The sequence below is a fragment of the Streptomyces sp. NPDC048436 genome, assembly GCF_043200355.1.
GTDB lineage: Bacteria > Actinomycetota > Actinomycetes > Streptomycetales > Streptomycetaceae > Streptomyces.
This window is the reverse complement of record NZ_JBICXP010000002.1, coordinates 769718-790238: the sequence shown is the minus strand read 5'-3', so window position 1 is coordinate 790238 and position 20521 is coordinate 769718. Positions and strand designations below refer to the sequence as shown.

Below are 20521 nucleotides of genomic sequence, written 5' to 3'. Positions count from 1 at the left end.
GTCGGACCTGCGCGGTGGGTCAGCCCTTCACGGCTCCGGCCGCGAAGCCCGACGTCACCTGCCGCTGAAGCAGCAGGAAAATGGCGAGAGCGGGCAGCGCGAACAGAGTGGAGGCGGCCATCGTGGCGCCCCAGTCGGTGCCGAACGTGTTGTGGAACGAGGACAGCCACACCGGCAGCGTCCGGTGGTCCTGCTGCTTGATGATCAGGAAGTTGGCGTACGCGAACTCGTTCCACGCCGTGATGTAGCCGAAGAGCGAAGTCGCCATCAGGCCCGGCGCGAGGAGCGGAAACGCCACGTGACGGAAGGCGCCGAACCGCGTACAGCCGTCGACCTGGGCCGACTCCTCAAGCTCCGGAGGGATCGTCGCGATGAAGCCGCGCAGCACGACGATCGTGAACGGCAGCGTCATCATGAAGTACACCAGCGTCAGCGTCGGCAGCCGGTCCAGCATGTCGGTGTCCCGGGAAATGATGTACACGGGAATGATCAGCGACTCCCACGGCGCCATCTGCGCGACGAACACCATCAGCATGAACTGCCGCCGCCCCCGCCAGCGCATCCGCGCCACCGCGAACGACGCGCCGAGCGCCACCAGCAGCGCGAGTGCCACGGCGCCGAGCGTGACGAGCACACTGTTGCGCCAGAAAAGGCCGAACCCGTCCGCGTCGATGGCCCGCCGGAAATGGTCGAGCGTCCAGCTCCGCGGCAGCAGTTGGGGATGGTCCGACTGGATGTCCCGGGACGGCTTGAAGGCCGTGGTGGCCATCCAGTAGACGGGGAAGAGACACACGATCACCGTGAGGGTCGCGGCGATGCGCAGGGGCAGATGGCGAAGGGCGCGTGGCGGCGTCACAGTTCGGCCTCCTGCCGGAACATCTGCCGGAAGTAGAAGACGAGCACACCCGACATCAGCAGGACGGTCACCATCGAGGCCGCGGAGCCGAGGTCGTAGTGCTGGCCCGACAGGGCTGTCTGCACCGCGTACACCGGCAGGATCGTCGTCGCGTCCCCCGGCCCGCCGCGTGTCATCACCCAGATCTGCACGAACGCCTTGAACGTCCAGATCACCTCAAGTGACAGCACCAGCATGAAGATCGGCCGCACGATGGGCAGAGTCACCGACCGGAAGACGCGGGACGACGAAGCGCCGTCGATGCGCGCCGCCTCGTACAGCTCGGTCGGGACGGTGGTGAGCGCCGAGTACAAGGTGATCGCGGCGAACGGCACCGACTGCCACACCACCAGGGTGATGAGGATCGCGAAGGCGGCCGGGCCATGCGCCAGCCAGGGGTAGCCCTCGAACGACGTGAACCCGAGGCCGGTCAGCGCGTGGTTGACGATCCCGAACTCGGAGTGGAACAGCCACTGGAAGACGGTCGTCGCCGCGACCACCGGCATGGCCCAGGCGAGCACCAGCGCGCTGAGCACCGCCGCCCGCCCGAACCTGCCGAGCCGCTCCACCATCAGGGCCACCAGCGTCGCGAGCACCATGATCAGTACGACGTTGATCGCCATGAAGAGGAAGGTGCGGCGCACCACCGTCCAGAAGCGGGCATCGGACAGCAGGGTCGCGTAGTTGTCGAGCCCGGTGAACCGGGCGTCCCCCAGGATGAGTTGACGTAGTCCGAAGTCCTGGAAGGAGATCAGGACGGCCCGTGCCAGCGGGTAGAGCAGCAGATACAGCATGCCGAGCACGGCCGGCGCCACCAGCAGGTAGGGCCAGAGACCGGACGCGGTGGCGCGGCGGGAGGGGCGTGGCGGGCGCCGGGGCGGCCGGGTGAGAGGGCGGGGCGTGGTCCGCTCGTGGACGACCGACACGGCGCACACTCCTTTCGTGACCGTAGAAGGGGGGGGCGGTGCGGCTCAGGAACCGGACTTCATCGCCGACGTGATCGCGTCGGACGCCTTGTCGGCCTCCCGCGCCGGATCCCCGCCCGTCAGGACGGCCGTCATGTAGTCCTTGACCGGGTTCTTCGCCTCGACGGCGGCCCAGCCCGGAGTGTTCGGCGTGGCATGCCCGACGGCCGCGCCGACCGCCATCGTCGAGGCCCCGGGGTCCTTGTCGACCGCGCTCGCGAGCGTCGTCTTGTTGGGTACGTAGCTCATCGCGACGGCGAGCTTCTTCTGCCAGGCGTCGCCGGTCAGCTCCTTGACGAAGGTGTACGCGGCGTCGTGGTGCTGCGAGGCGACCGGTATCACCAGGTCGGAGCCGCCGGTGAAGACCGCGCCCGGTGTGCCGGCGGTCTTGCCCGGGATGGGGAAGAACCCCAGCTTGTCCTTGAGGTCGGCGTTGTTCTGCGCGATGACGTTGGCGCCGCCGGGCACGCTGACGATCTGTGCCACCTGCCCCTTGGCCATCACCTCGGCCTGGGGCGGCTGCGCCTCGTCGGAGTCCTCGGGGCCCTTGCCGAGCGCCTGGAGCTTCTCGTAGAAGGCCATGGCGCGCAGGGCCTCGGGGGTGTCCAGGGAGCCTTTCCAGGTTCCGCCCGACTCGGTGGCCAGGTCGCCGCCCTCGTCCCAGATGAAGCCCGAGAGGGTGTACCAGTTCTGGCCGGGCAGATAGATCCCCTGCTGTGCCCCCTTGTCGAGCTTCTTCGTCGCCGCGATCCACTGCTCCCGCGTCTTGATCGAGGAGGCGTCGATGCCCGCCTTCTTGAAGAGGTCCGTGCGGTAGATGACCACGCGGTTCGCCGCGTAGTACGGGATGCCGTACTGCTTGCCTTCGTACGCGCCCGGCTCGGCGAGGCCCTTCAGCCAGTTCTTCCCGCCGAGTTCGTCCTTCTTGTCGCTGAGGTCCAGCAGGCCGCCGCTCTGCGCGAACTGGGCGACCTGGGTGTTGCCGGTCTCGATGACATCCGGGGCGTCATTGCTGGCGAGCGCGGCGGTGACCTTCTCGCCGATGCCGTCCCACTCCTGGATCTGCACCCGGGCGTCGATGTCCGGGTGCGCCGCCTCGAAACCCTTCTCGAAGTCCTTCTGGAAGGCGGCCGAGACGCTGTCGCGCATCAGCCACACGTCGATCGTGGTCCGCCCGCCGTCCTCGGACACCCCGTCACCGGAGCCGGACGAACTGCAGGCACTGAGCCCGGCGGCCGCGACGAGCGCGGACAGGCCGGCGAGCAAGCGGAGCTTCACGCGTCACCTCTGGGAGTCGGACCTGACCAGTTGGGTAACTGGTCAGGTGACCTCTGGTGATGGAGAAAGGTGGCATAGACCAATGGGGGCGTCAACCCCCTTGTGAATGCTGGTCAGTTGTCGATCTACGTGGCCGTGTGGTCAACTGGTCAGGTAACTGGTCGTACGGCGCAAGGGGGCGGGCGGTGAACGCCGACGCGAACAGGAAGGCACCCGGAGCGGTGCTCAAGCGGGAGCGCGTGCGCGACCACATCCTCGAACTCATCGAGTCACAGCGCCCCGGAGACCCCATCCCGTCCGAGCGCGCCCTCTGCGCGGACCTCGGTGTGTCCCGGCCGACCCTGCGCGCCGCCGTGGACGAACTCGTCGCCGCGGGTCTTCTCGTCCGCGAACACGGGCGCGGCATGTTCGTCGCCCCCGAGAAGATCACCCAGGAACTCGTCGCACGGGAACAGGCGCTGGCCGTGCCCCCGGCCTCCGGCGCCTGGTCCAGCAGGCTCCTGGAGTTCACCACGATCCAGGCCGGCGCCCGCGTCGGCCGCAAGCTGCGCATCTCACCCGCCGCGGAGATCGTCTACGTGGCCCGGCTGCGACTCGTCGACGGATCACCGATGGCCATCGAGCACCTGCACATCCGCGCCGAACTGGTGCCCGGGCTGAGCGCCCAGGAACTGGAGAGCGGCGATCTGTACGAGCATCTGCGCGAACACCACGACGTACACGTACGCGAAGCGGTGCAGGCCATCGAGCCGACCGTCGTCACCCGCGCCGAGGCCGAACTCCTGGACGTGCCGGAGCTGTCCCCCGCGCTGCTCTTCGAGCGGCTCACCTCGGACACCTCCGGGATGCCCGTCGAGTACGTCCACTCCCTCTACCGCGGCGACCGCTACCGCATCGTCTCCCGGCTCACCCTCGGCCCCGCCGCGACCGCCGCCGAACCCCTGCCCGGCCACCACCCCGGCATCCCGCCCGGCGACTTCGCGCACCGCGACACCGTCGCCTCCTCCACCCGCGGCGATGTCCAGCAGGGTTCCTGAGAGCCCCTGACACACCCCGGTCCGGCCTGCGCGGTGACGGGCCCGCCCATGGATACCGTTCCGCCATGGCCGACTACCGCATCGAGACCCTACGCAATGGCGAACGCGACTGGACCGTCCGCAACGACCGGGGCGCCGAGGTCCGCGTCGCCGCCGCCGACAACCCCGACGCCCAGCCCTCCTTCACCCCCGTCGAACTGCTCCTCGCCGCGCTCGGCGGCTGCGGCGGGCTCGTCGTGGACCGCACCGCACGCACCGTCGACCACGACGGGCTGCGCATCGTCGTGGAGTCGGTGTCCCGGCCTGAGGACGACGGCCGCGTCGGAGTCGCCCGGGTCACCTACGAACTCGACCTGCCCGAGGGCGACACCCGCGCCGCGGAGGCGCTCGAGCGCGCCATCCGGCTGACGCACGAGAAGTACTGCACGGTCAGCCGCACCGTCGAACACGGCGCGCGCGTCGAGGCGAAGGGGCCGGACGGGACCACACTCTTCGCGGGGGGATGACCGGGTCAGGAGGTGGCGCGGGCGGCGTAGGAGCGGACGTCCGCGTCGGAGTCGGCGGTCGCGGCGGCGAGGGCCACGCGGGCGTCGGGTTCGGCGCGATGGGCGAGGAGCGACAGGACGGCGGCCTTGCGGACGTCCGCGTTGGGGTCGGCGGACGCCTCGGCGAGGGCGGGAACGGCGGGGCCGGGCGGCGCCGTTCGCAGGGCGGTCGCGGCACCGGCCCGGACCTGCCAGGCGGGATCGCCGAGCGCGGTCGCGGCCCGTTCGGCGTACGGGAGCGGGCAGCCGGTGGCGGCGAGCGCGGTCAGGGCGGCGGCCCTGACCAGGGGATCGGTGTCTTCGATGAGGGGGCCGAGGGGGCACGGCGTCGGGTCGCGCACCGCCGCGAGACCACGGGCCACCGCCACCCTGACCTCGCGGGCCGGATCGCCCGCCGCCGCTGCCAGGTGAGCGACCGCGTCCACCGAGACCAGAGCCCGCACGGCATGGATACGTACGTCGATGTCGGTATCGGAGAGCGCGGCGGCATACAGCGGGGCGTCGCCGAGCCGCAGCGCCCGCAGGACGTCGAGCGCGGCGCCCCGCCCCGCCGCATCCGTCACGCCCATCGCGGCACGCAGCGCTGACCCCAACTCCGGTTCGGCGGGCAGTACTTCGACCAGCTCACGCAGGGCCCCCGCGGCGGCCTCCCGGACCTGGGGCGCGGTGTCCCGCAGCCGTGCGGCGAGCGCGGGCCCGGTCCCGGCGGGCACCGTCTCGGCGACGACAGCGACGGCGGCGGCCCGCACCGCGGGGTCGGCGTCCGCGAGGTAGGGGGACAGGGTGTCCATGTCGGGGGACTCTTCGGCGAGGGCCAGAAGGCTCAGGAGCGCGGGGCTCGCCGAGGGCGGCTCGGCGGCGGGGGCGGTCACCCCGGCGCTGGACGCGAGGGATGCGGACGCGTGGGCGGTCTCGCCCGGACCCGCAGTCGCCACCGACACCAACTCCACCGCGCCCAAGTCCCGTTCAGGCCCCGCCAGCGGGTCGAACTCCGGCACCGGAACGACGTACGGCTCGACCGCTCGCGCCCTGAACTCCATGGCTCCCGAAGGGGACTTGTACAGGTCGAGATGGTGCAGCCAGCCCGCGTCGTCCCGCTCCGGGTGGTCGAGCCGCTCGTGGTAGAGGCCCCAGCGGGACTCGGTCCTGGCCAGCGAGGCGCGCGCGGCCATCTCCGCGCAGTCACGGATGAACGACACCTCCGCGCACCGCATCAGCTCATGGGCGGTCCGCGCCCCCATGGCCGCGATCTCTCCCGTCATCCGCTCGAAGGCCTCCACCGCGAGGGACAGCTTCGCCCCGGCCTTCGGCGGCGCCACGTAGTCGTTCACGAACCGGCGCAGCTTGTACTCGACCTGAGGCTGCGGCGGCCCGTCGGGATGGCGCAGCGGCCGGTAGACGAGTTCGTGGGCGGCGGCCAGCTGCTCGCCGGGCAACTCACCTTCGTACGGGCGGAATTGAGAGGCATCCTCCCCGGCCAGGTCTCCGAAGACGAACGCGCCGATCATGTAGTTGTGCGGTACGCAGGCCAGGTCGCCGGCCGCGTAGAGGCGGGGGACGGTGGTGCGGGCGTGCGCGTCGACCCGCACCCCGGACGCCGAGTGCCCGCCGCACAGCCCGATCTCCGAGATGTGCATCTCGATGTCATGCGTGCGGTAGTCGTGGCCCCGGTTCTCGTGGAAGGTGGCGCGCGTGGGCCGCTCCGTGGTGTGCAGGATCGACTCGACGGCGCTGATGGTCTCCTCCGGCAGATGGCTGAGCTTCAGGTACACCGGAGCCCGGTCGGAGGCCAGTTCGGCCGCGAACTCGGCCATCATCTGCCCCGACCAGTAGTCCGACTCCACGAACCGCTCGCCGTGCCGGTTCACCTGGTAGCCGCCGAAGGGATTGGCGACGTACGCGCACGCGGGGCCGTTGTAGTCCTTGATGAGCGGGTTGATCTGGAAGCACTCGATCCCGGTGAGCGCGGCCCCCGCGTGGTACGCCATGGCGTATCCGTCGCCCGCGTTCGTGGGGTTCTCGTACGTCCCGTACAGATAGCCCGATGCGGGCAGGCCGAGGCGGCCGCAGGCGCCGGTGGCGAGGATCACCGCGCCTGCCCGTACGGTGACGAACTCTCCGGTGCGGGTGTTGAATCCGGCCGCTCCGATGGCCCGTCCGTCGTCGGGATGGGTGAGCACTCGCACCGGCATGATGCGGTTCTCGATGCGGATCTTCTCCCGCATCTCGCGGCGCCGCAGCTGCCGGTAGAGGACCTTCTTGACGTCCTTGCCTTCCGGCATCGGCAGCACGTACGAGCCGGAGCGGTGCACCTGGCGCACCGCGTACTCGCCGTGCTCGTCCTTCTCGAACTTCACGCCGTACGACTCCAGGCGCTTGACCATGGCGTAGCCGCGGGTGGCGGTCTGCCGGACGGTGGACTGGTCGACGATGCCGTCGTTGGCGCGGGTGATCTCCGCGACGTAGTCGTCCGGTTCGGCCCGGCCGGGGATGACCGCGTTGTTGACGCCGTCCATGCCCATGGCGAGGGCGCCGGAGTGCCGCACGTGGGCCTTCTCCAGGAGCAGCACGTCAGCGCCGCTCTCGGCGGCGGTCAGGGCGGCCATGGTGCCCGCGGTGCCGCCGCCGATGACGAGGACGTCGCAGGAGAGTTCGGTCGCGTCGGAGAGGACGGGGATGGCCAGGGGAGAGTCCACGGGCGGCCTTTCGGAGGGCTGTGACTTGGACGCTTGCCGGAGATGGACGCGCGTCAGAGGGACGTGAGGATGCGGCGGCGGAGAGTGGTGGTGGCGGGTGCGTTGCGTGCGTCCCGCTGCCGGGGGTGCGGGACGTCCAGGACCTCTCCGGAGGAGAGCAGGGCGATCCGGTCGCCGAGGTAGAGGGCCTCGTCCACGTCATGGGTGACGAAGACGACGGTCGCGCCGGTGCCGCGCAGGATGTCCACGAGCAGGTCCTGCATCCCGGCGCGGGTGTGCGGGTCGAGCGCGCCGAACGGCTCGTCCATGAGCACCGCACGGGGCCGCCCCGCAAGCGCGCGGGCCAGCTGGACGCGCTGGCGCTGACCGCCGGACAGCTGACGCGGCAGCTTGCGGGCGTGCCCGTCGAGACCGACCCGCTCCAGCCACTCGTCGGCGGCCCGGCGCCGCTCGGCCCTGGCCACCCGGCGGATGGCCAGGGGGAGTTCGACGTTGGCGCGGACGTTTCGCCACGGCAGCAGGGCATCCTCCTGGAAGACCAGCGCCCGGTCGGCGCCGGGCCCCACGATCGGCGCCCCGTCCTGGGTGACCCGCCCGCCCAGCGGGGGCAGCAGTCCGGCGAGGGTGCGCAGCAGCGTGGACTTGCCGCAGCCGGACGGGCCGACCACGGCCACGAGCTCCCCCGGCGAGATCCGCAGCCGCACGGTGCCGGGCAGGGCCTGGCCCTCGCGGTGGCCGAGCCGTACGTCGTCCAAGGTCAGCTCGGCGCCCGGCCGGTCGGGGCCGAGGCTCGCACTCGCGGGGCTGGCAGGGCTGGCAGTACTCATGCGACGGGTTCCTTCTCGGGTGCCGGAGCGGGGAACGGGACCGCCGGGGGAGGCGTGGCGCGGACGACGCGGCGTACCGCACGGGACGGCGCCCGCTCCGGCGGGCGCGGCAGCCAGGCGGTGGCGCGGCGGCCGAGGAACTCCACCGCGGTGGAGGTGAGCCAGCCGAGGGCGCCGATGGTGGCCATGCCGACGAAGACGCCGGGGTAGTCGACGACCGTGTAGTCCTGCCAAGTGCGGTAGCCGACCCCGTACTCACCGGAGATCATCTCCGCGGAGATCACACAGATCCAGCCGACGCCGATGCCCACCGAGAGCCCGCCGAAGATGCCGGGCAGCGCGCCCGGCAGCACCACCGAGAACAGCACCCGCAGCCGGCCGCCGCCCATGGTGAGCACGGCCTCCTCCCACACCGGGGTGAGGGCGCGCACCGCGTGCCGCGTCGACACCAGGACGGGGAAGAACGCTGCGGTGAAGGTGATGAACACGATGCCCTGCTCATTGGTGGGCAGTAGCAGGATCGCCACCGGGACCAGGGCGATCGCCGGTACCGGCCGCGCCACCTCCACCAGCGGCCCGAGCACATCGGCGGCCCACCGCGACCGGGCGATCGCCGTGCCCGCCGCCACGCCGATGACCGCGGCGAGCAGGAACCCGATCACGATGCGGCGCAGGCTGTGCACGAGGTCCTGCCAGTAGGGGGTGGTGCCGACTCGGTCGCCGAAAGCGGACGCCACCTCGCCGACCGTGGGGAACTGCCCGAAGCGCAGCCATAGTTCGACGTCCAGGGACGTCAGCAGCTGCCACAGGCCGAGGGCCGCGGCGAGCGAAGCCGCACGGACCAGCCAGCGGCCCGCGCTCATGCGGCGCGCTCCACGGCGTCCGCGTAGCTGATGACGCGGGCGCCGGAGTGCCGCCCGACGTACGTCTTGGCGTGGCTCGGGGTGACGAAGGCACGCAGGTCGGAGCCGTCTGCGACCCACACCGCCTTGTCGGCGAACCACAGGGTGCCGGTCAGTGAGTCCGGTACGTAGGCGGCCCGCACCTCGGCTCCCTTCACGGCCTTCAGGAGCGCTTTCGGGCTGTCGAAGGTACGGGTGGTGTCGCGGCCCTTCAGCCACAGCTCGGACTTGGCGGCGCCCGCCTTCGGATAGGCGGGGGCTTGCGCGGCCCGCTTCAGTGGCTCGGGGTCGACGAAGGAGTCCACGTCGACGTCGCCCACCAGCTTGGCCGCCTTGAGGATCGGTACGTCCTTCTTCAGCGCGGCGATCAACTCCGGGCGCAGGGCCGGGTCGAAGGTGGCGATGCCGTGGGCGCCGTTGTAGAGATAGACCGCCTCGGCGGGCAGGCCCGTCTCCTTGGCCACCGACTCGGCGCTGGCCACCGGCTGCTCGCGCAGATGGTCGGTGGCCCGCCGCTGTGCCTTGAGGAAGTCGTCCAAAACTCCGGCGCGCTCCTTGGCGAACTCCTCCCGGACGGTGACGCCGTGGAAGGTGGGCAGATTCAGGTCCGCCCCGTCGTACAAGGCCTTAGCCTTGTCCTCGTACGCCAACTGCCCTGGCCAGGCCACGAATTGGGACAGCGCGTCGACACTGCCCCCGGCCAGGGCGGAGGCGCCCACGCTCGGCTGCTGGTTGAGCTTGCTGACTCCCGTGTCCGGGTCGATCCCGGCCTTCTTCAGGGCCCGGATCAAAGTGCCGTCGGCGGCCGAGCCGACGCTGGTGGACACCTTCTTGCCGCGCAGATCCGCCAGCGACCGCAGGGACGAATCAGGCGCGGTGACCACGGTGTTGAGACCGCCGCGCAGGTTGTAGCCGGTGACCGAGACGAGCCGCGTCGGCTGCTTCAGCTGCTTTCCCCGGGCCGCGTTGATCAGCAGCGGAAAGTCACCCATCGACCCGATGTCGATCTTTCCCGTGGTCATCTGGGCGGTGATCGGGGCGCCCGTGGCGTAGTCCTGCCACTTCACCTTGTAGGTCTTGCCGTCCTTCTTGCCGCGGGCCGCGAGCTCCTCCTCGAAGTAGCCGAGGGAGCGCAGCAGGGTTCCGGCGGTGACGGTGTTGATGGTCTTGGACTGGTATCCGACGGTCACCGTGACGGTCCGGGAGTCCTCGGCCCCCGCCTCTCCACCGCACGCCGTGGCCAGGGGCAGCAGCAGGGCGAGGGGGAGGTGCCGGGCGAGGAACTGTTTTCGGGCTTGGGGCTTGGCTGGCATGGGAGTCGTGCCTTTCACCGGAGCAGGTAGGGCATGTTGACGGTGACCGCACCGGTGGGACACCGGGCCGCGCAGGGGCCGCAGTACCAGCACTCGTCGACGTGCATGTACGCCTTGCCGTTGTCCTGGCGGATCGCGAGAGAGTCGAGCGGACACATGTCGACGCAGAGCGTGCAGCCGTCGATACACCGGGACTCGTCGATGGTCACGGGTACGTCGGCGCGCTGCGGGACAAGAGGCATGGCTGTCTCCAGGGAGGGGGTGAGCGAGATGGCCCCCGGCCGGGCCGGGGTCAGACGGAGCGGTGCAGGAGGCCGCTCATGGTGATGCGGTCGCCGCGGAAACGGATGAACTCCAGGTCCACGGGCCGCCCGTCGGGCAGATGCGTGAGCCGCTCCAGCATCAGAACGGCACTCCCACGAGGAGCCTCGAGGACCGCGGCGGAGTGCGCGTCGGCGTTCACGGCTTCGAGAGTGATCTCGGCATGGCCCAGCGGGGCGCCGGTCAGCGTCTCCAGTAGCCGGAACACATCGGTGTTCTCCAGATCGCAGCCGAGCAGTTCACCGCCCACGTCCATGGGCAGATACGACAGGTCCAGGGAGAGAGGCAGTCCGCCAAGGCGGCGCAGCCTCTCGATACAGAGCACGTCGGTGTGGTCGGCCAGACCGAGCCGGTGCGCCACCGGGCCGGGGGCGCTGACAGGTCCGACGGTGCGTACCTCGTTGGTGACCCGGCCGTGCTCGTGCAGGGTCTCGGCCAGGCCCTGCAGCCGGTCCAGGCCGTGGCTGTACTTCTGGCCGACCACGACGGTGCCGACGCCCGCCTTGCGGTCCACGAGCTGCTCGCCGCGCAGCAGGTCGAGGGCCTGGCGTACGGTGTTGCGGCTCGCCCGGTAGTCGGCGGCGATGACGTCCTCCAGGGGGAGGACGCCACGAGGGAATCCGCCCGACAGAATCTGGTGGCGCAGCAGATCGGCGAGTTGCCGGGCCTGGTCCGCACGCAGCCGCCGACGCCGCGCGGCGGCGACGGGAAGCGAGGCGGGGATGCGTTCGGCTGCCATGGCAGGAAAGTACCGGCGCGGTGGCTCCGGTGGTGTTGCGGCAGCATTGCGCCACCTGACGGCTCCGGACACACCACTCTGACCTGCTGATTCGACGAACACGGACGAAGATCCGCCACCCGGCCGCCCATAACGTGGACAGTTCGCCCGCTTCCCGCCGACCCGTGGAGCGGCCCCCGCGTCCTGATCGTCTAGCGTGCCGTGCAGGAAAGAACTACGGGGGAGTGAAACGCACATGAGCACGACTACGACCGTCATGCGCCGGCCGGCGCGGATCCTGGCCGTCGCCGCCGCCTTCTCACTGCTGACGGCGTGCGGCGGTTCGGGATCGGACGGGGACAAACCGGAAGCGAGCGCCGGCGTTCCGTCCGGGACGCTCACCGCAGGGCAGCTCGCCACCGCCGTGGTCGACGGCAGCGACGTACCGGACCACCAAGTGGGCGCCAGGGCGGCGGCCGACCGCTACAAGGACTCCGAGGTGGGCGCGGGCCAGCCGGAGTGCGTGGTGCAGGCCAAGGTCGCCCTCGGTATGACGGTCGGCGACCCCGCGTCCGTCGAGCAGCGCACCGCGATGGGCAGGCCGCCCGGAGCGCAGGCCGCCGGGACGGACCTGATCAAGACGACGGTGACCCTGGCGTCGTACAAGGGCAAGGGGAAGAGCAAGGGCGAGGAGAAGGTCCTGTACGACCTGGGGCTGGCCAGTACGGCGTGCCGACAGGGCTTCACCCTGACCGTCCGCGGCAAGGAGACCCCGGTGCTCTCCCCCGCGCAGGAGGCGAATCCGCAGGGCCTCGACTTCGCCGACGAGTACACGTGGTTCACGCTCACCGGCCCACCCGGTATCAAGGCCCTCACACGCAGGGTGCTCGTCGTGCGCTCGGGCCACACGCTCGGCTTCTTCAGCCGGACGTATCCGGGTTACGCCACGGACGCGTCGCAGACGAATATGCCTTTCCCCGTCGACGTGGCGCGCGCCCAGTGGAAGAAGCTCGCCGCCCGGTAGAAGCGCTGGTGCCAGGCTCGGGCGGCGGTGATCAGGCCGCCCGGAGGGCTGCGATACGGCTGGTCAGTTTGTCCGTCGCCTGGAACGTGGCGCCGACAAGGCCCACGTGCTTCCAGTCGAGGGTGGAGTCGGAGTCGATCACGAACACCGATCGCCGCACCCCGAGCAGCGGCGCGGCCACACCGAACATCCGGGCCACCGAGCGGTCGGTGTCGGCGAGCAGGGGCATCCGCAGCGAGTGCTCCCGGGCGAAGTCCTCGTGACTGTCCAGACCCTGCGGGCTGACGCCCCAGACGTCGGCGCCCAGGTCCTGGAAGGCGTCAAGGCCGCTGGAGTAGGAGCACAACTGGCGTGTGCAGACAGGGGTGTTGTCGCCCGGGTAGAAGGCCAGGACCAGCGGGCGGCCCCGCTGTGCGCCCAGCGTGTAGTCGCGCCGCAGAAAGTGCCCGTCGGCGAGCCGCCCGCCGGGAAGGGTGAAGTCGGGTACGCGCTGACCGGGTACGAGGGGAATGGCCACCGGGGGCTCCAGTCGGATCGGGGGTGCTGAACGGGACGGCGCGGGTCACGCGGGCCCACTCGTGCGGTTCGGGCCCGGCGCCGACGCATTGCGTCCCGACCATCTGACCAGATCACCCCCGGCGCCTCGTCACCGCGGGTGCCCCCCGGGGGGGCTTGATGTGGCGGGCAGCCGGGCAGCCGGGCAGCCGGACCGCGGCGCAGGTAGGGCGGGCTTCAGGCCTCCAGCGGAGCCGTGCTGTTCCTGATGACCAGGCTGGTGGCGAGCTCCAGCCTGGTCGTCGTCACCGTCTCCTCCGCGCGGATCCGCAGCAGCATCTGCACCGCTTCCTCGGCCATCTGCCGCAGCGGCTGGTGCACGGTCGTAAGCGCCGGGCTCGACCAGCGGGCGAGAGGTACGTCGTCGTAGCCGACCACGGACAGGTCGTGCGGGACACGCAGGCCGCTCACGCGGGCCGCCTCGAGGACGCCGAGCGCCTGCAGATCGCTGCCCGCGAAGATCGCGGTGGGCGGCTCGTCGAGGGAGAGCAGCTCCATCGCCCGGTCGTAACCGCCCTGGACGTGGAAGTCGCCGAACGAGACGAGGTCGGCGTCCGCGCTCAGGCCCGCCATGCTCATCGCCGAGCGGTAGCCGTCGAGGCGGGCCCGTGAGCAGAGCATGTCCTCGGGGCCCGTGATGATGCCGATGCGCCGGTGGCCGCACTCGATGAGGTGCCGGGTGGCGGCCAGGCCGCCGTTCCAGTTGGCCGAGCCCACCGAGGGCACGTCGGGGTCGGGGTCGCCGGCCGGATCGATGATGACGAACGGGATGGAGCGGGACCGCAGTTGCTCCTTGACCTCCGCCGGGAGGGCGGAGAAGACGAGGACCACGCCGAGCGGCTGGCGCTGCAGCACACCTTCGATCCAGTCGGGCCCCGGCGCGTGCCGCGTGCCGCTCTCCGTCAGGACCACGCTGGCCTGGTTGGCCTTGGCGATGTTCTCCACGCCCCGGATCAGCTCCATCGCCCAGATGCTGTCCAGTTCATGGAAGACGAGCTCGATGAGCGGGGCCTCGCGGGCCGACCGTGTGGTCCGCCGGTAGGAGTGCGTCTCCAGGAGGCGCTCCACCTTGGCCCTGGTCGGCAGGGCCACGTCCTGTCGGCCGTTGAGAACTTTCGAAACTGTCGAAATGGAGACACCGGCCTGCTGTGCCACCTGAGCCAGGGTGATCCGGGCCGTCCCTTCGTCATCGCGCATGGTGAGGAGCATAGAGCACCGCCCCTCGGTGGGCGGGCGTAACGCTTTGGTAACTCGAGGAGTGAGGGTTGACCCCCTTAAGGTCCGCGCCTAGCGTCCCGACTCACAAAGTTTCGGTGATTTTACTGAAAGTGTTTCGAGAGGCGAGACGATGAAGCTAAGCGCACGGTTCCCTCGAACCGCCGCAGGGGGCGCGGCTCTCGCGCTGCTGCTCACGTTGTCGGGGTGCGGAGGTGGTGGCTCCGGCTCGGCCGGCGGGGACGACGGCAAGATCCACGTACTGGTGTACGGCGACGCGGCGAACAAGGTCGAGAAGGAGCTCGTCGCGACCTTCAACAAGACGTCCGAGGTCAAGGCGGTCCTGGACACGATCCCTGGCGCGGACTACCAGGCGAAACTGCAGACCATCATCAGCAGCAAGCAGGCGCCCGACGTCTTCTTCAACTGGGGCGGCGGCAGCATCAAGCCGTTCGTCGACGCGGGCCTTCTCCTGCCGCTCGACGACTTCATAGCCAAGGACCCGGCACTGAAGTCGAAGTTCCTGCCCTCGGTGTTCAACAGCGCGACGGTCGACGGGAAGTCGTACGGCATCCCCATGCGGGGCACCCAACCGGTCATGCTCTTCAACAACGGGAAGGTCCTGAAGGAGGCGGGCGTCAAGCCGCCCAAGACCTGGGACGACCTCCTCGACGCGGTCAAGGCCCTGAAGGCGAAGGGTGTCACGCCGATCGCGCTCGGCGGCGGCGACCAGTGGCCCACCCAGATGTGGTTCCAGTACATCTACGACCGCGTGGCCGGACCCGAGCTGTTCCAGAAGGCCCTCGACGGCGACAAGAGCGCCTGGGAGAGCGCCGACAGCAAGAAGGCCCTCGGGATGATCAAGGAGTTGGTCGACACGGGCGCGTTCGGCACCAACTACGACTCCGTGAAGTTCACCGACCAGGGCTCGTCCACCCTGGTCGCGACCGGCAAGGCAGGGTTCGAGCTGATGGGTTCCTGGGTGTACTCGACCCACCAGGAAGCCCACCCGGCCTTCGCCAAAAAGGACCTCGGCTACAGCGCCTTCCCGTCCATCGAGGGCGGCAAGGGCGACCCGGCCAACCTCGCGGGCAACACCAACAACTTCTACTCCGTGCTGAAGAAGACCGAGCACCCCGAAGCGGTCGCGGAGTTCCTCAAACTCCAGTACTCGGACAAGTTCGTGAAGGCGCAGCTGGGCATCGGCAACCTGCCCACGACCACGAACACCCCCGACTTCCTCGATGAGGCGGCCAGCCCGAAGTACGCCAAGTACCAGTACGACCTGGTGAAGAAGGCTCCCGCGTTCCAGCTCTCGTGGGACCAGGCCTATCCGCAGTCGGCGGCCACCTCGCTGCACCAGGCGATACAGCAGTTCTTCAACGGGTCGATCGACGAGGACGGATTCATCGCGGCGATGCAGGCCCTGCCGACCTCATGACCACTACCGTCACGCCCGTCATCAAGGAGAGCCGCACAGCGCCGCGGCCCGGCCGCCCCGCGCGCCGGACCGGCAGCAACGTGAGCCGCCCGGGCTTCGCCTGGGCGGCACCCGCCGCCGCGTTCTTCGGCCTCTTCGCCTTCGTCCCGCTGGTCCTCGTCGCCGTCCTCTCCTTCGTCAGCTGGAACGGCCTCAGCGACCCGGAGTTCGCGGGGTTCGACAACTGGACCAAGCTGCTCGACGACCCCGTCATGCTCAAGAGCCTGTGGCTGAGCGTGCTGCTCACCGTGCTCGGCGTCGCCGTCCAGACCCCCCTGAGCATCCTGCTCGGCGTCTGGGCCGCGGGGCCCCAGCGCAACCGGGCGGTCCTTTCCGCCATCTACTTCGTCCCGCTGCTGCTGTCCGCGGCCGCCGTGTCCGTCCTGTGGCGCGCCGTGCTCGACCCGAACTTCGGCGTACCGGCGCAGGCGCAGTGGCTCTTCGGCGACGGCAACCTGTTCGGTGAGCAGAGCACCGCCATCGGCGTTCTCGTATTTGTCGCCACCTGGCAGTTCACACCCCTGCACACGCTCATCTACCAGGGCGCCGCCCGCGCGATCCCGCAAGTCCTCTACCAGGCGGCGCAGATCGACGGGGCAGGCACGGTGCGGCAGTTCTTCCACATCACCCTGCCGCAGCTGCGGAACGCGGTCATCACTTCCATGATCCTCATGGTGGTGGGCGGACTCACCACTTTCGACGCCGTGCTGATCCTCACCCAGGGCGGCCCCGGCACCGACACGACCGTCAGCGCCTACTACATGTACCAAAAGGGCTTCAAGAGCTTCGACTTCGGAGGCGCTTCGGCCATCGGCCTGCTTCTGGTCCTGGTGGCCACGCTGATCTCGCTGATCGTCGTACGCCTGTCGGGCTACGACAAGATGCGCAGCACCATGGAGGGCCTGTGATGAAGAGCCGCCCCAACTTCCTCGCGGGATTCGGGTCGTTGATCTGGCTGTTCCTGGTAGGCCTGCCGCTGTACGTGATGCTGGTCGCCACCTTCCAGTCACGCGCCGACTACGCGGGCAACGGACCCTTCGCCCTCCCGAAGAACATCACCTTCGCCAACTACGCCGACAACCTCGACAGCGGCTTCGGGGAGTACTTCCTCAACACCGTCATCGTCACCGTGAGCGTGGTGGGCATCGTCCTGCTGCTCGTGCCGCCGCTCGCCTACGCCATCGTGCGCAGCCGGGGGCGGCTGACGACGGGCGTCTTCCGGCTGTTCCTCCTCGGCCTCGCGATTCCCTCCCAAGCCGTGATCGTGCCGATGTTCTACGTCGTCAGCGAGGCGGGCCTCTACGACAGCCTCATCGGCGTCATCCTGCCGACCGCCGCCTTCGCCATGCCCGTATGCGCCCTGATCCTCACCGGCGTCATGCGTGACATCACCCCTGACCTGTACGAGGCGATGACCGTGGACGGCGCCTCCGCGCGCCGGATCTTCTTCCGGCTCGTGGTGCCGCTGTCCAAGAGCGGCCTCTCGACGATCGTCGTCTTCTCCGCTCTCCAGGCGTGGAACGGCTTCCTCTTCCCCCTGGTCCTGACGCAGTCCGCGGACGCCAAGGTGATCACCATGGGCCTGTACGACTTCCAGACGGAACACGGAGTCGACATGCCGGGGATGCTCGCCGCCGTCGTCCTGTCCATGCTTCCCATCCTGATCGTGTATCTGTTCGCCCGTCGCGCCCTGGTCCAGGGCCTGATGGGAGTCGGAGGAAAGTGACCGACCACGTGGCCGCACAGACGCAAAAGACCGCAGACGCCGGGAACAACCAGCTCTGGAGGGACCCGGCGCGCGACCCCGCCGAGCGGGCCGACGCCCTGCTCGCGGAGATGACGCCGGCGGAGAAGATCGCCCAGCTCTACGGAGTCTGGGTCGGAGCCTCCGACGAAGGCGGCGAAGTCGCCCCGCACCAGCACGAGATGGAGGCGCCGGTCGACCTCGACGAGTTGCTCCCACAGGGCATCGGCCAGCTGACCCGTCCCTTCGGCACCGCGCCCGTCGACCCGGCGCTCGGCGCGCTGTCGCTGCTGCGCACCCAGCGCCGCATCGCCTCGGCGAACCGCTTCGGCATCCCCGCCCTGGCCCATGAGGAGTGCCTCGCGGGATTCGCCGCCTGGGGCGCCACCGCCTACCCGGTGCCGCTGTCCTGGGGCGCCACCTTCGACCCTGGCCTGGTACGCGAGATGGCCGCCGCCATCGGACGCGACCTGCGTGCGGTCGGCGTGCACCAGGGCCTCGCACCGGTCCTCGACGTCGTACGCGACGCCCGCTGGGGCCGCGTCGAGGAGACCATCGGGGAGGACCCCTACCTCGTCGGCACCATCGCCACGGCGTACGTCCAGGGCCTGGAGTCGGCGGGCGTGGTCGCCACGCTCAAGCACTTCGCGGGCTACTCCGCCTCGCGGGCCGGACGCAATCTCGCGCCGGTCGGCATGGGCGTCCGCGAGCGCGCCGACGTCATCCTGCCGCCCTTCGAGATGGCCGTACGCGACAGCGGGGTGCGCTCCATCATGCACGCGTACACCGACACGGACGGCGTCCCCTCCGCCGCTGACGAACGCCTCCTGACCGGACTGCTCCGCGACGTCTGGGGATTCGGGGGAACGGTCGTCGCCGACTACTTCGGCATCGCCTTCCTCAAGACCCTGCACGGTGTGGCGGGCACCTTCGGAGAGGCAGCCGGGGTCGCGCTCGGCGCCGGTGTCGACGTGGAGCTGCCCACGGTGAAGACCTTCGGCGAACCGCTGCGCGAGGCGATCGCCGAAGGCCTGGTGTCCGAGGCGCTCGTGGACCGGGCCGCACGTCGAGTCCTGGTGCAAAAAGCCCAGTTGGGCCTCCTCGACAAGGACTGGGACCCCGTCCCTTCGGCCCTCACCGGGGCGGACGAGCACTTGGACAAGCTGCGCGGAACCGTCGACCTGGACCCGGAGGCCAACCGCGCCCTGGCCCGCCGCGTCGCCGAACAGGCCATCGTCCTGCTCCACAACGACGGGACGCTGCCCCTGCGCGGCCACGGTTCAAAGGGCTCCGGTCCGGCGCGGATAGCCCTCATCGGCCCGAACGCCGACGTGCCCACCGCGGTCCTCGGCTGCTATGCCTTCCCGGTCCACGTGGGGAGCCAGCACCCCGAGACTCCCGCGGGCATCGAACTCCCCACCCTGCGCGAGGCGTTGGCGGCCGAGTTCCCCGACTGCGAGGTGGTCACCGCGTCCGGTGCGAGCATCGACGGCGGCCACGGTGACAGTACGGCCGGTTTCGCCGCGGCCGTCGAACTGGCGCGCGGCGCCGACCTGGTGATCGCCGCCCTCGGTGACCGGGCCGGGCTCTTCGGCCGCGGTACCAGCGGCGAGGGGTGCGACGCGGCGTCCCTCGCGCTGCCCGGCGTACAGGAGCAGCTGCTCGACACGCTGCTCGACACCGGTACGCCGGTAGTCGTCACGCTGATCTCCGGACGCCCCTACGCGCTGGGCAGGGCGGCGACCGAGTCCGCCGCCGTCGTGCAGACCTTCTTCCCCGGGGAGGAGGGAACGGCCGCGGTCGCTTCCGTCCTCAGCGGGCGGACCAGCCCCTCGGGCCGGCTTCCCGTGAGCGTGCCGGGCGGGGCGGGGGCCCAGCCCTCGACGTATCTGGCGGCCCGGCTAGGCCACCTCAGCGAAGTCTCCAACATCGATCCGACCCCGGCCTTCGGCTTCGGCCACGGCCTGACGTACACCACCTTCGGCTGGTCGGACCTCGTGGTGGAGAGTGAAGTGGCCGCCACCGACGGCGAGTTCGAGCTCTCCTGCACCGTGCGCAACACCGGGATGCGTGCGGGCACGGAGGTCGTCCAGCTGTATCTGCACGACCCCGTCGCCTCGGTCGTACAGCCCGTGCAGCGGCTCATCGGCTACGTGCGCGTCGACCTGGCCCCCGGACGCGGTGCGCGGGTACGGGCGCGCGTCCCCGCGGACCTCGCGTCCTTCACCGGCCTCGACGCGACGCGCATCGTCGAACCGGGGGAACTGGAGCTGCGGCTGAGCGCGTCCAGCACGGACCCGCGCCTGACCGCCCAGGTGCGGCTCACCGGTCCCGTCCGCGCGGTGGACCACCGGCGCGAGCTGTACGCGGACTTCGATGTGGTGCCGTACGAGGAGGGCTGACGTCGAAAACCGGGGACGGCGCGATCGAAACAATTTCGCCGCGTCCCCGGGCTCGGACGGGGGGCTCTGACGGGGGCTCGGACGGGTGGTTCAGACGTTGCGGCCGTGCTCGCGCACCGCGATCTGAGCCAGCTTCGTCAGCATCATTCCGTTGCGGACCCCGACGATGTAGTCGACGGGAAGCCCGTGCATCCGGGTGCCGGGGCCTCGCAGCGGGTGCCAGTCGAGGGTGACGAGGGTGTGCTCGTGCCAGGGGATCAGACGCATGGCGATGCGGGCCGCGCCGAAGGGATCCGCCTTCGCCTCCAGCTCCAGTTTGTGCTGCGGCTCGCAGATACGGACGACGCAGGTGTCCTCCAGGCAGAGCGGGCCCAAGCCGACCCGGACCCGCAGGCGGGCACCGACTTCCGGCCACCGCGGGTCGGCGGTGAGGACCTCCTGGGTTCCCGTGACCCACTCCCCGTAGCGTCGGCCATCGGAGAGCAGGCCCCAGACCTCGGACGGCGAAGCAAGGATCAGGCGTCGGTTGCGGGCCATATACCCAAGCGTGCGGGTGCCGGGGCCGGAGCGCACCTCGACCGGGCGCACACCGTGTCAGGACGCG

General features: G+C 70.3%; 19 protein-coding genes. 7 read left to right on the top strand and 12 right to left on the bottom strand.

The window, feature by feature from the left end:
• Positions 1–19 precede the first annotated feature (19 nt).
• The 3 genes from ACGFX9_RS10010 to ACGFX9_RS10000 are packed head-to-tail and all read right to left on the bottom strand — an operon-like array spanning position 20 to position 3138.
• Positions 20–856, bottom strand: a complete 837-nt coding sequence (locus tag ACGFX9_RS10010; RefSeq protein WP_393467571.1) for a carbohydrate ABC transporter permease — start codon at positions 854–856, stop codon at positions 20–22.
• Positions 853–1821 (bottom strand): carbohydrate ABC transporter permease, encoded by a 969-nt coding sequence (locus ACGFX9_RS10005; protein WP_393467568.1) that lies wholly within the window; start codon positions 1819–1821, stop codon positions 853–855. Before ACGFX9_RS10005 ends, ACGFX9_RS10010 begins: the two co-directional genes overlap by 4 nt.
• A gap of 45 nt (positions 1822–1866) precedes the next feature.
• A complete protein-coding gene (locus ACGFX9_RS10000) occupies positions 1867–3138 on the bottom strand; it encodes an extracellular solute-binding protein (protein ID WP_393467564.1) in 1272 nt (423 codons plus the stop codon).
• A gap of 185 nt (positions 3139–3323) precedes the next feature.
• Here ACGFX9_RS10000 and ACGFX9_RS09995 point away from each other — a divergent pair, with 185 nt between their 5' ends.
• Positions 3324–4175, top strand: coding sequence for a GntR family transcriptional regulator (locus ACGFX9_RS09995; protein ID WP_393467558.1), 852 nt, complete (start codon positions 3324–3326; stop codon positions 4173–4175).
• A 65-nt stretch (positions 4176–4240) separates the two neighbouring features.
• Entirely contained in the window at positions 4241–4681 is a 441-nt protein-coding gene (locus tag ACGFX9_RS09990) for an OsmC family protein (protein ID WP_393467554.1), read from the top strand.
• 5 nt (positions 4682–4686) lie between these two features.
• On the opposite strand, the gene ACGFX9_RS09985 is transcribed toward ACGFX9_RS09990, so the two are convergent.
• The 6 genes from ACGFX9_RS09985 to ACGFX9_RS09960 are packed head-to-tail and all read right to left on the bottom strand — an operon-like array spanning position 4687 to position 11518.
• Complete coding sequence (locus tag ACGFX9_RS09985; RefSeq protein WP_393467551.1) at positions 4687–7416, bottom strand: fumarate reductase/succinate dehydrogenase flavoprotein subunit; 2730 nt, start codon at positions 7414–7416, stop codon at positions 4687–4689.
• A 53-nt stretch (positions 7417–7469) separates the two neighbouring features.
• On the bottom strand, positions 7470–8243 hold the full coding sequence (locus ACGFX9_RS09980) for an ABC transporter ATP-binding protein (protein WP_393467547.1): 774 nt from the start codon (positions 8241–8243) through the stop codon (positions 7470–7472).
• Positions 8240–9106 (bottom strand): ABC transporter permease, encoded by an 867-nt coding sequence (locus ACGFX9_RS09975; protein ID WP_393467538.1) that lies wholly within the window; start codon positions 9104–9106, stop codon positions 8240–8242. Before ACGFX9_RS09975 ends, ACGFX9_RS09980 begins: the two co-directional genes overlap by 4 nt.
• Positions 9103–10458 (bottom strand): ABC transporter substrate-binding protein, encoded by a 1356-nt coding sequence (locus tag ACGFX9_RS09970; RefSeq protein ID WP_393467535.1) that lies wholly within the window; start codon positions 10456–10458, stop codon positions 9103–9105. The genes ACGFX9_RS09975 and ACGFX9_RS09970 overlap by 4 nt, the downstream gene beginning before the upstream one ends.
• Before the next feature lie 14 nt (positions 10459–10472).
• The gene (locus tag ACGFX9_RS09965; protein WP_393467531.1) at positions 10473–10700 is read right to left on the bottom strand and encodes a ferredoxin family protein; all 228 of its coding nucleotides are present in this window, start codon (positions 10698–10700) and stop codon (positions 10473–10475) included.
• A 50-nt stretch (positions 10701–10750) separates the two neighbouring features.
• Positions 10751–11518 (bottom strand): GntR family transcriptional regulator, encoded by a 768-nt coding sequence (locus tag ACGFX9_RS09960; RefSeq protein ID WP_393467523.1) that lies wholly within the window; start codon positions 11516–11518, stop codon positions 10751–10753.
• A 235-nt stretch (positions 11519–11753) separates the two neighbouring features.
• Between ACGFX9_RS09960 and ACGFX9_RS09955 the strand changes: the two genes are divergently transcribed.
• Complete coding sequence (locus tag ACGFX9_RS09955) at positions 11754–12521, top strand: hypothetical protein (RefSeq protein WP_393467521.1); 768 nt, start codon at positions 11754–11756, stop codon at positions 12519–12521.
• A gap of 31 nt (positions 12522–12552) precedes the next feature.
• On the opposite strand, the gene ACGFX9_RS09950 is transcribed toward ACGFX9_RS09955, so the two are convergent.
• Entirely contained in the window at positions 12553–13032 is a 480-nt protein-coding gene (locus ACGFX9_RS09950; protein ID WP_393468338.1) for a peroxiredoxin, read from the bottom strand.
• 221 nt (positions 13033–13253) lie between these two features.
• Positions 13254–14285: a LacI family DNA-binding transcriptional regulator gene (locus tag ACGFX9_RS09945; RefSeq protein WP_393467518.1), complete on the bottom strand. Its 1032-nt coding sequence runs from the start codon at positions 14283–14285 to the stop codon at positions 13254–13256.
• Between the two features lie 139 nt (positions 14286–14424).
• Here ACGFX9_RS09945 and ACGFX9_RS09940 point away from each other — a divergent pair, with 139 nt between their 5' ends.
• From ACGFX9_RS09940 to ACGFX9_RS09925, 4 genes are read left to right on the top strand one after another with little or no spacing between them, the layout of a single operon-like run.
• Positions 14425–15732 carry an ABC transporter substrate-binding protein gene (locus ACGFX9_RS09940; protein WP_393467508.1) on the top strand — a complete coding sequence of 436 codons (1308 nt, stop codon included), beginning with the start codon at positions 14425–14427 and terminating at the stop codon, positions 15730–15732.
• Positions 15729–16679, top strand: a complete 951-nt coding sequence (locus ACGFX9_RS09935) for a carbohydrate ABC transporter permease (protein WP_393467505.1) — start codon at positions 15729–15731, stop codon at positions 16677–16679. Before ACGFX9_RS09940 ends, ACGFX9_RS09935 begins: the two co-directional genes overlap by 4 nt.
• A complete protein-coding gene (locus tag ACGFX9_RS09930; protein WP_393467502.1) occupies positions 16679–17497 on the top strand; it encodes a carbohydrate ABC transporter permease in 819 nt (272 codons plus the stop codon). The genes ACGFX9_RS09935 and ACGFX9_RS09930 overlap by 1 nt, the downstream gene beginning before the upstream one ends.
• Entirely contained in the window at positions 17494–19917 is a 2424-nt protein-coding gene (locus tag ACGFX9_RS09925; protein ID WP_393467499.1) for a beta-glucosidase, read from the top strand. Before ACGFX9_RS09930 ends, ACGFX9_RS09925 begins: the two co-directional genes overlap by 4 nt.
• A gap of 90 nt (positions 19918–20007) precedes the next feature.
• On the opposite strand, the gene ACGFX9_RS09920 is transcribed toward ACGFX9_RS09925, so the two are convergent.
• Positions 20008–20454, bottom strand: coding sequence for an SRPBCC family protein (locus tag ACGFX9_RS09920; protein WP_393467496.1), 447 nt, complete (start codon positions 20452–20454; stop codon positions 20008–20010).
• Between the last annotated feature and the right edge of the window lie 67 nt (positions 20455–20521).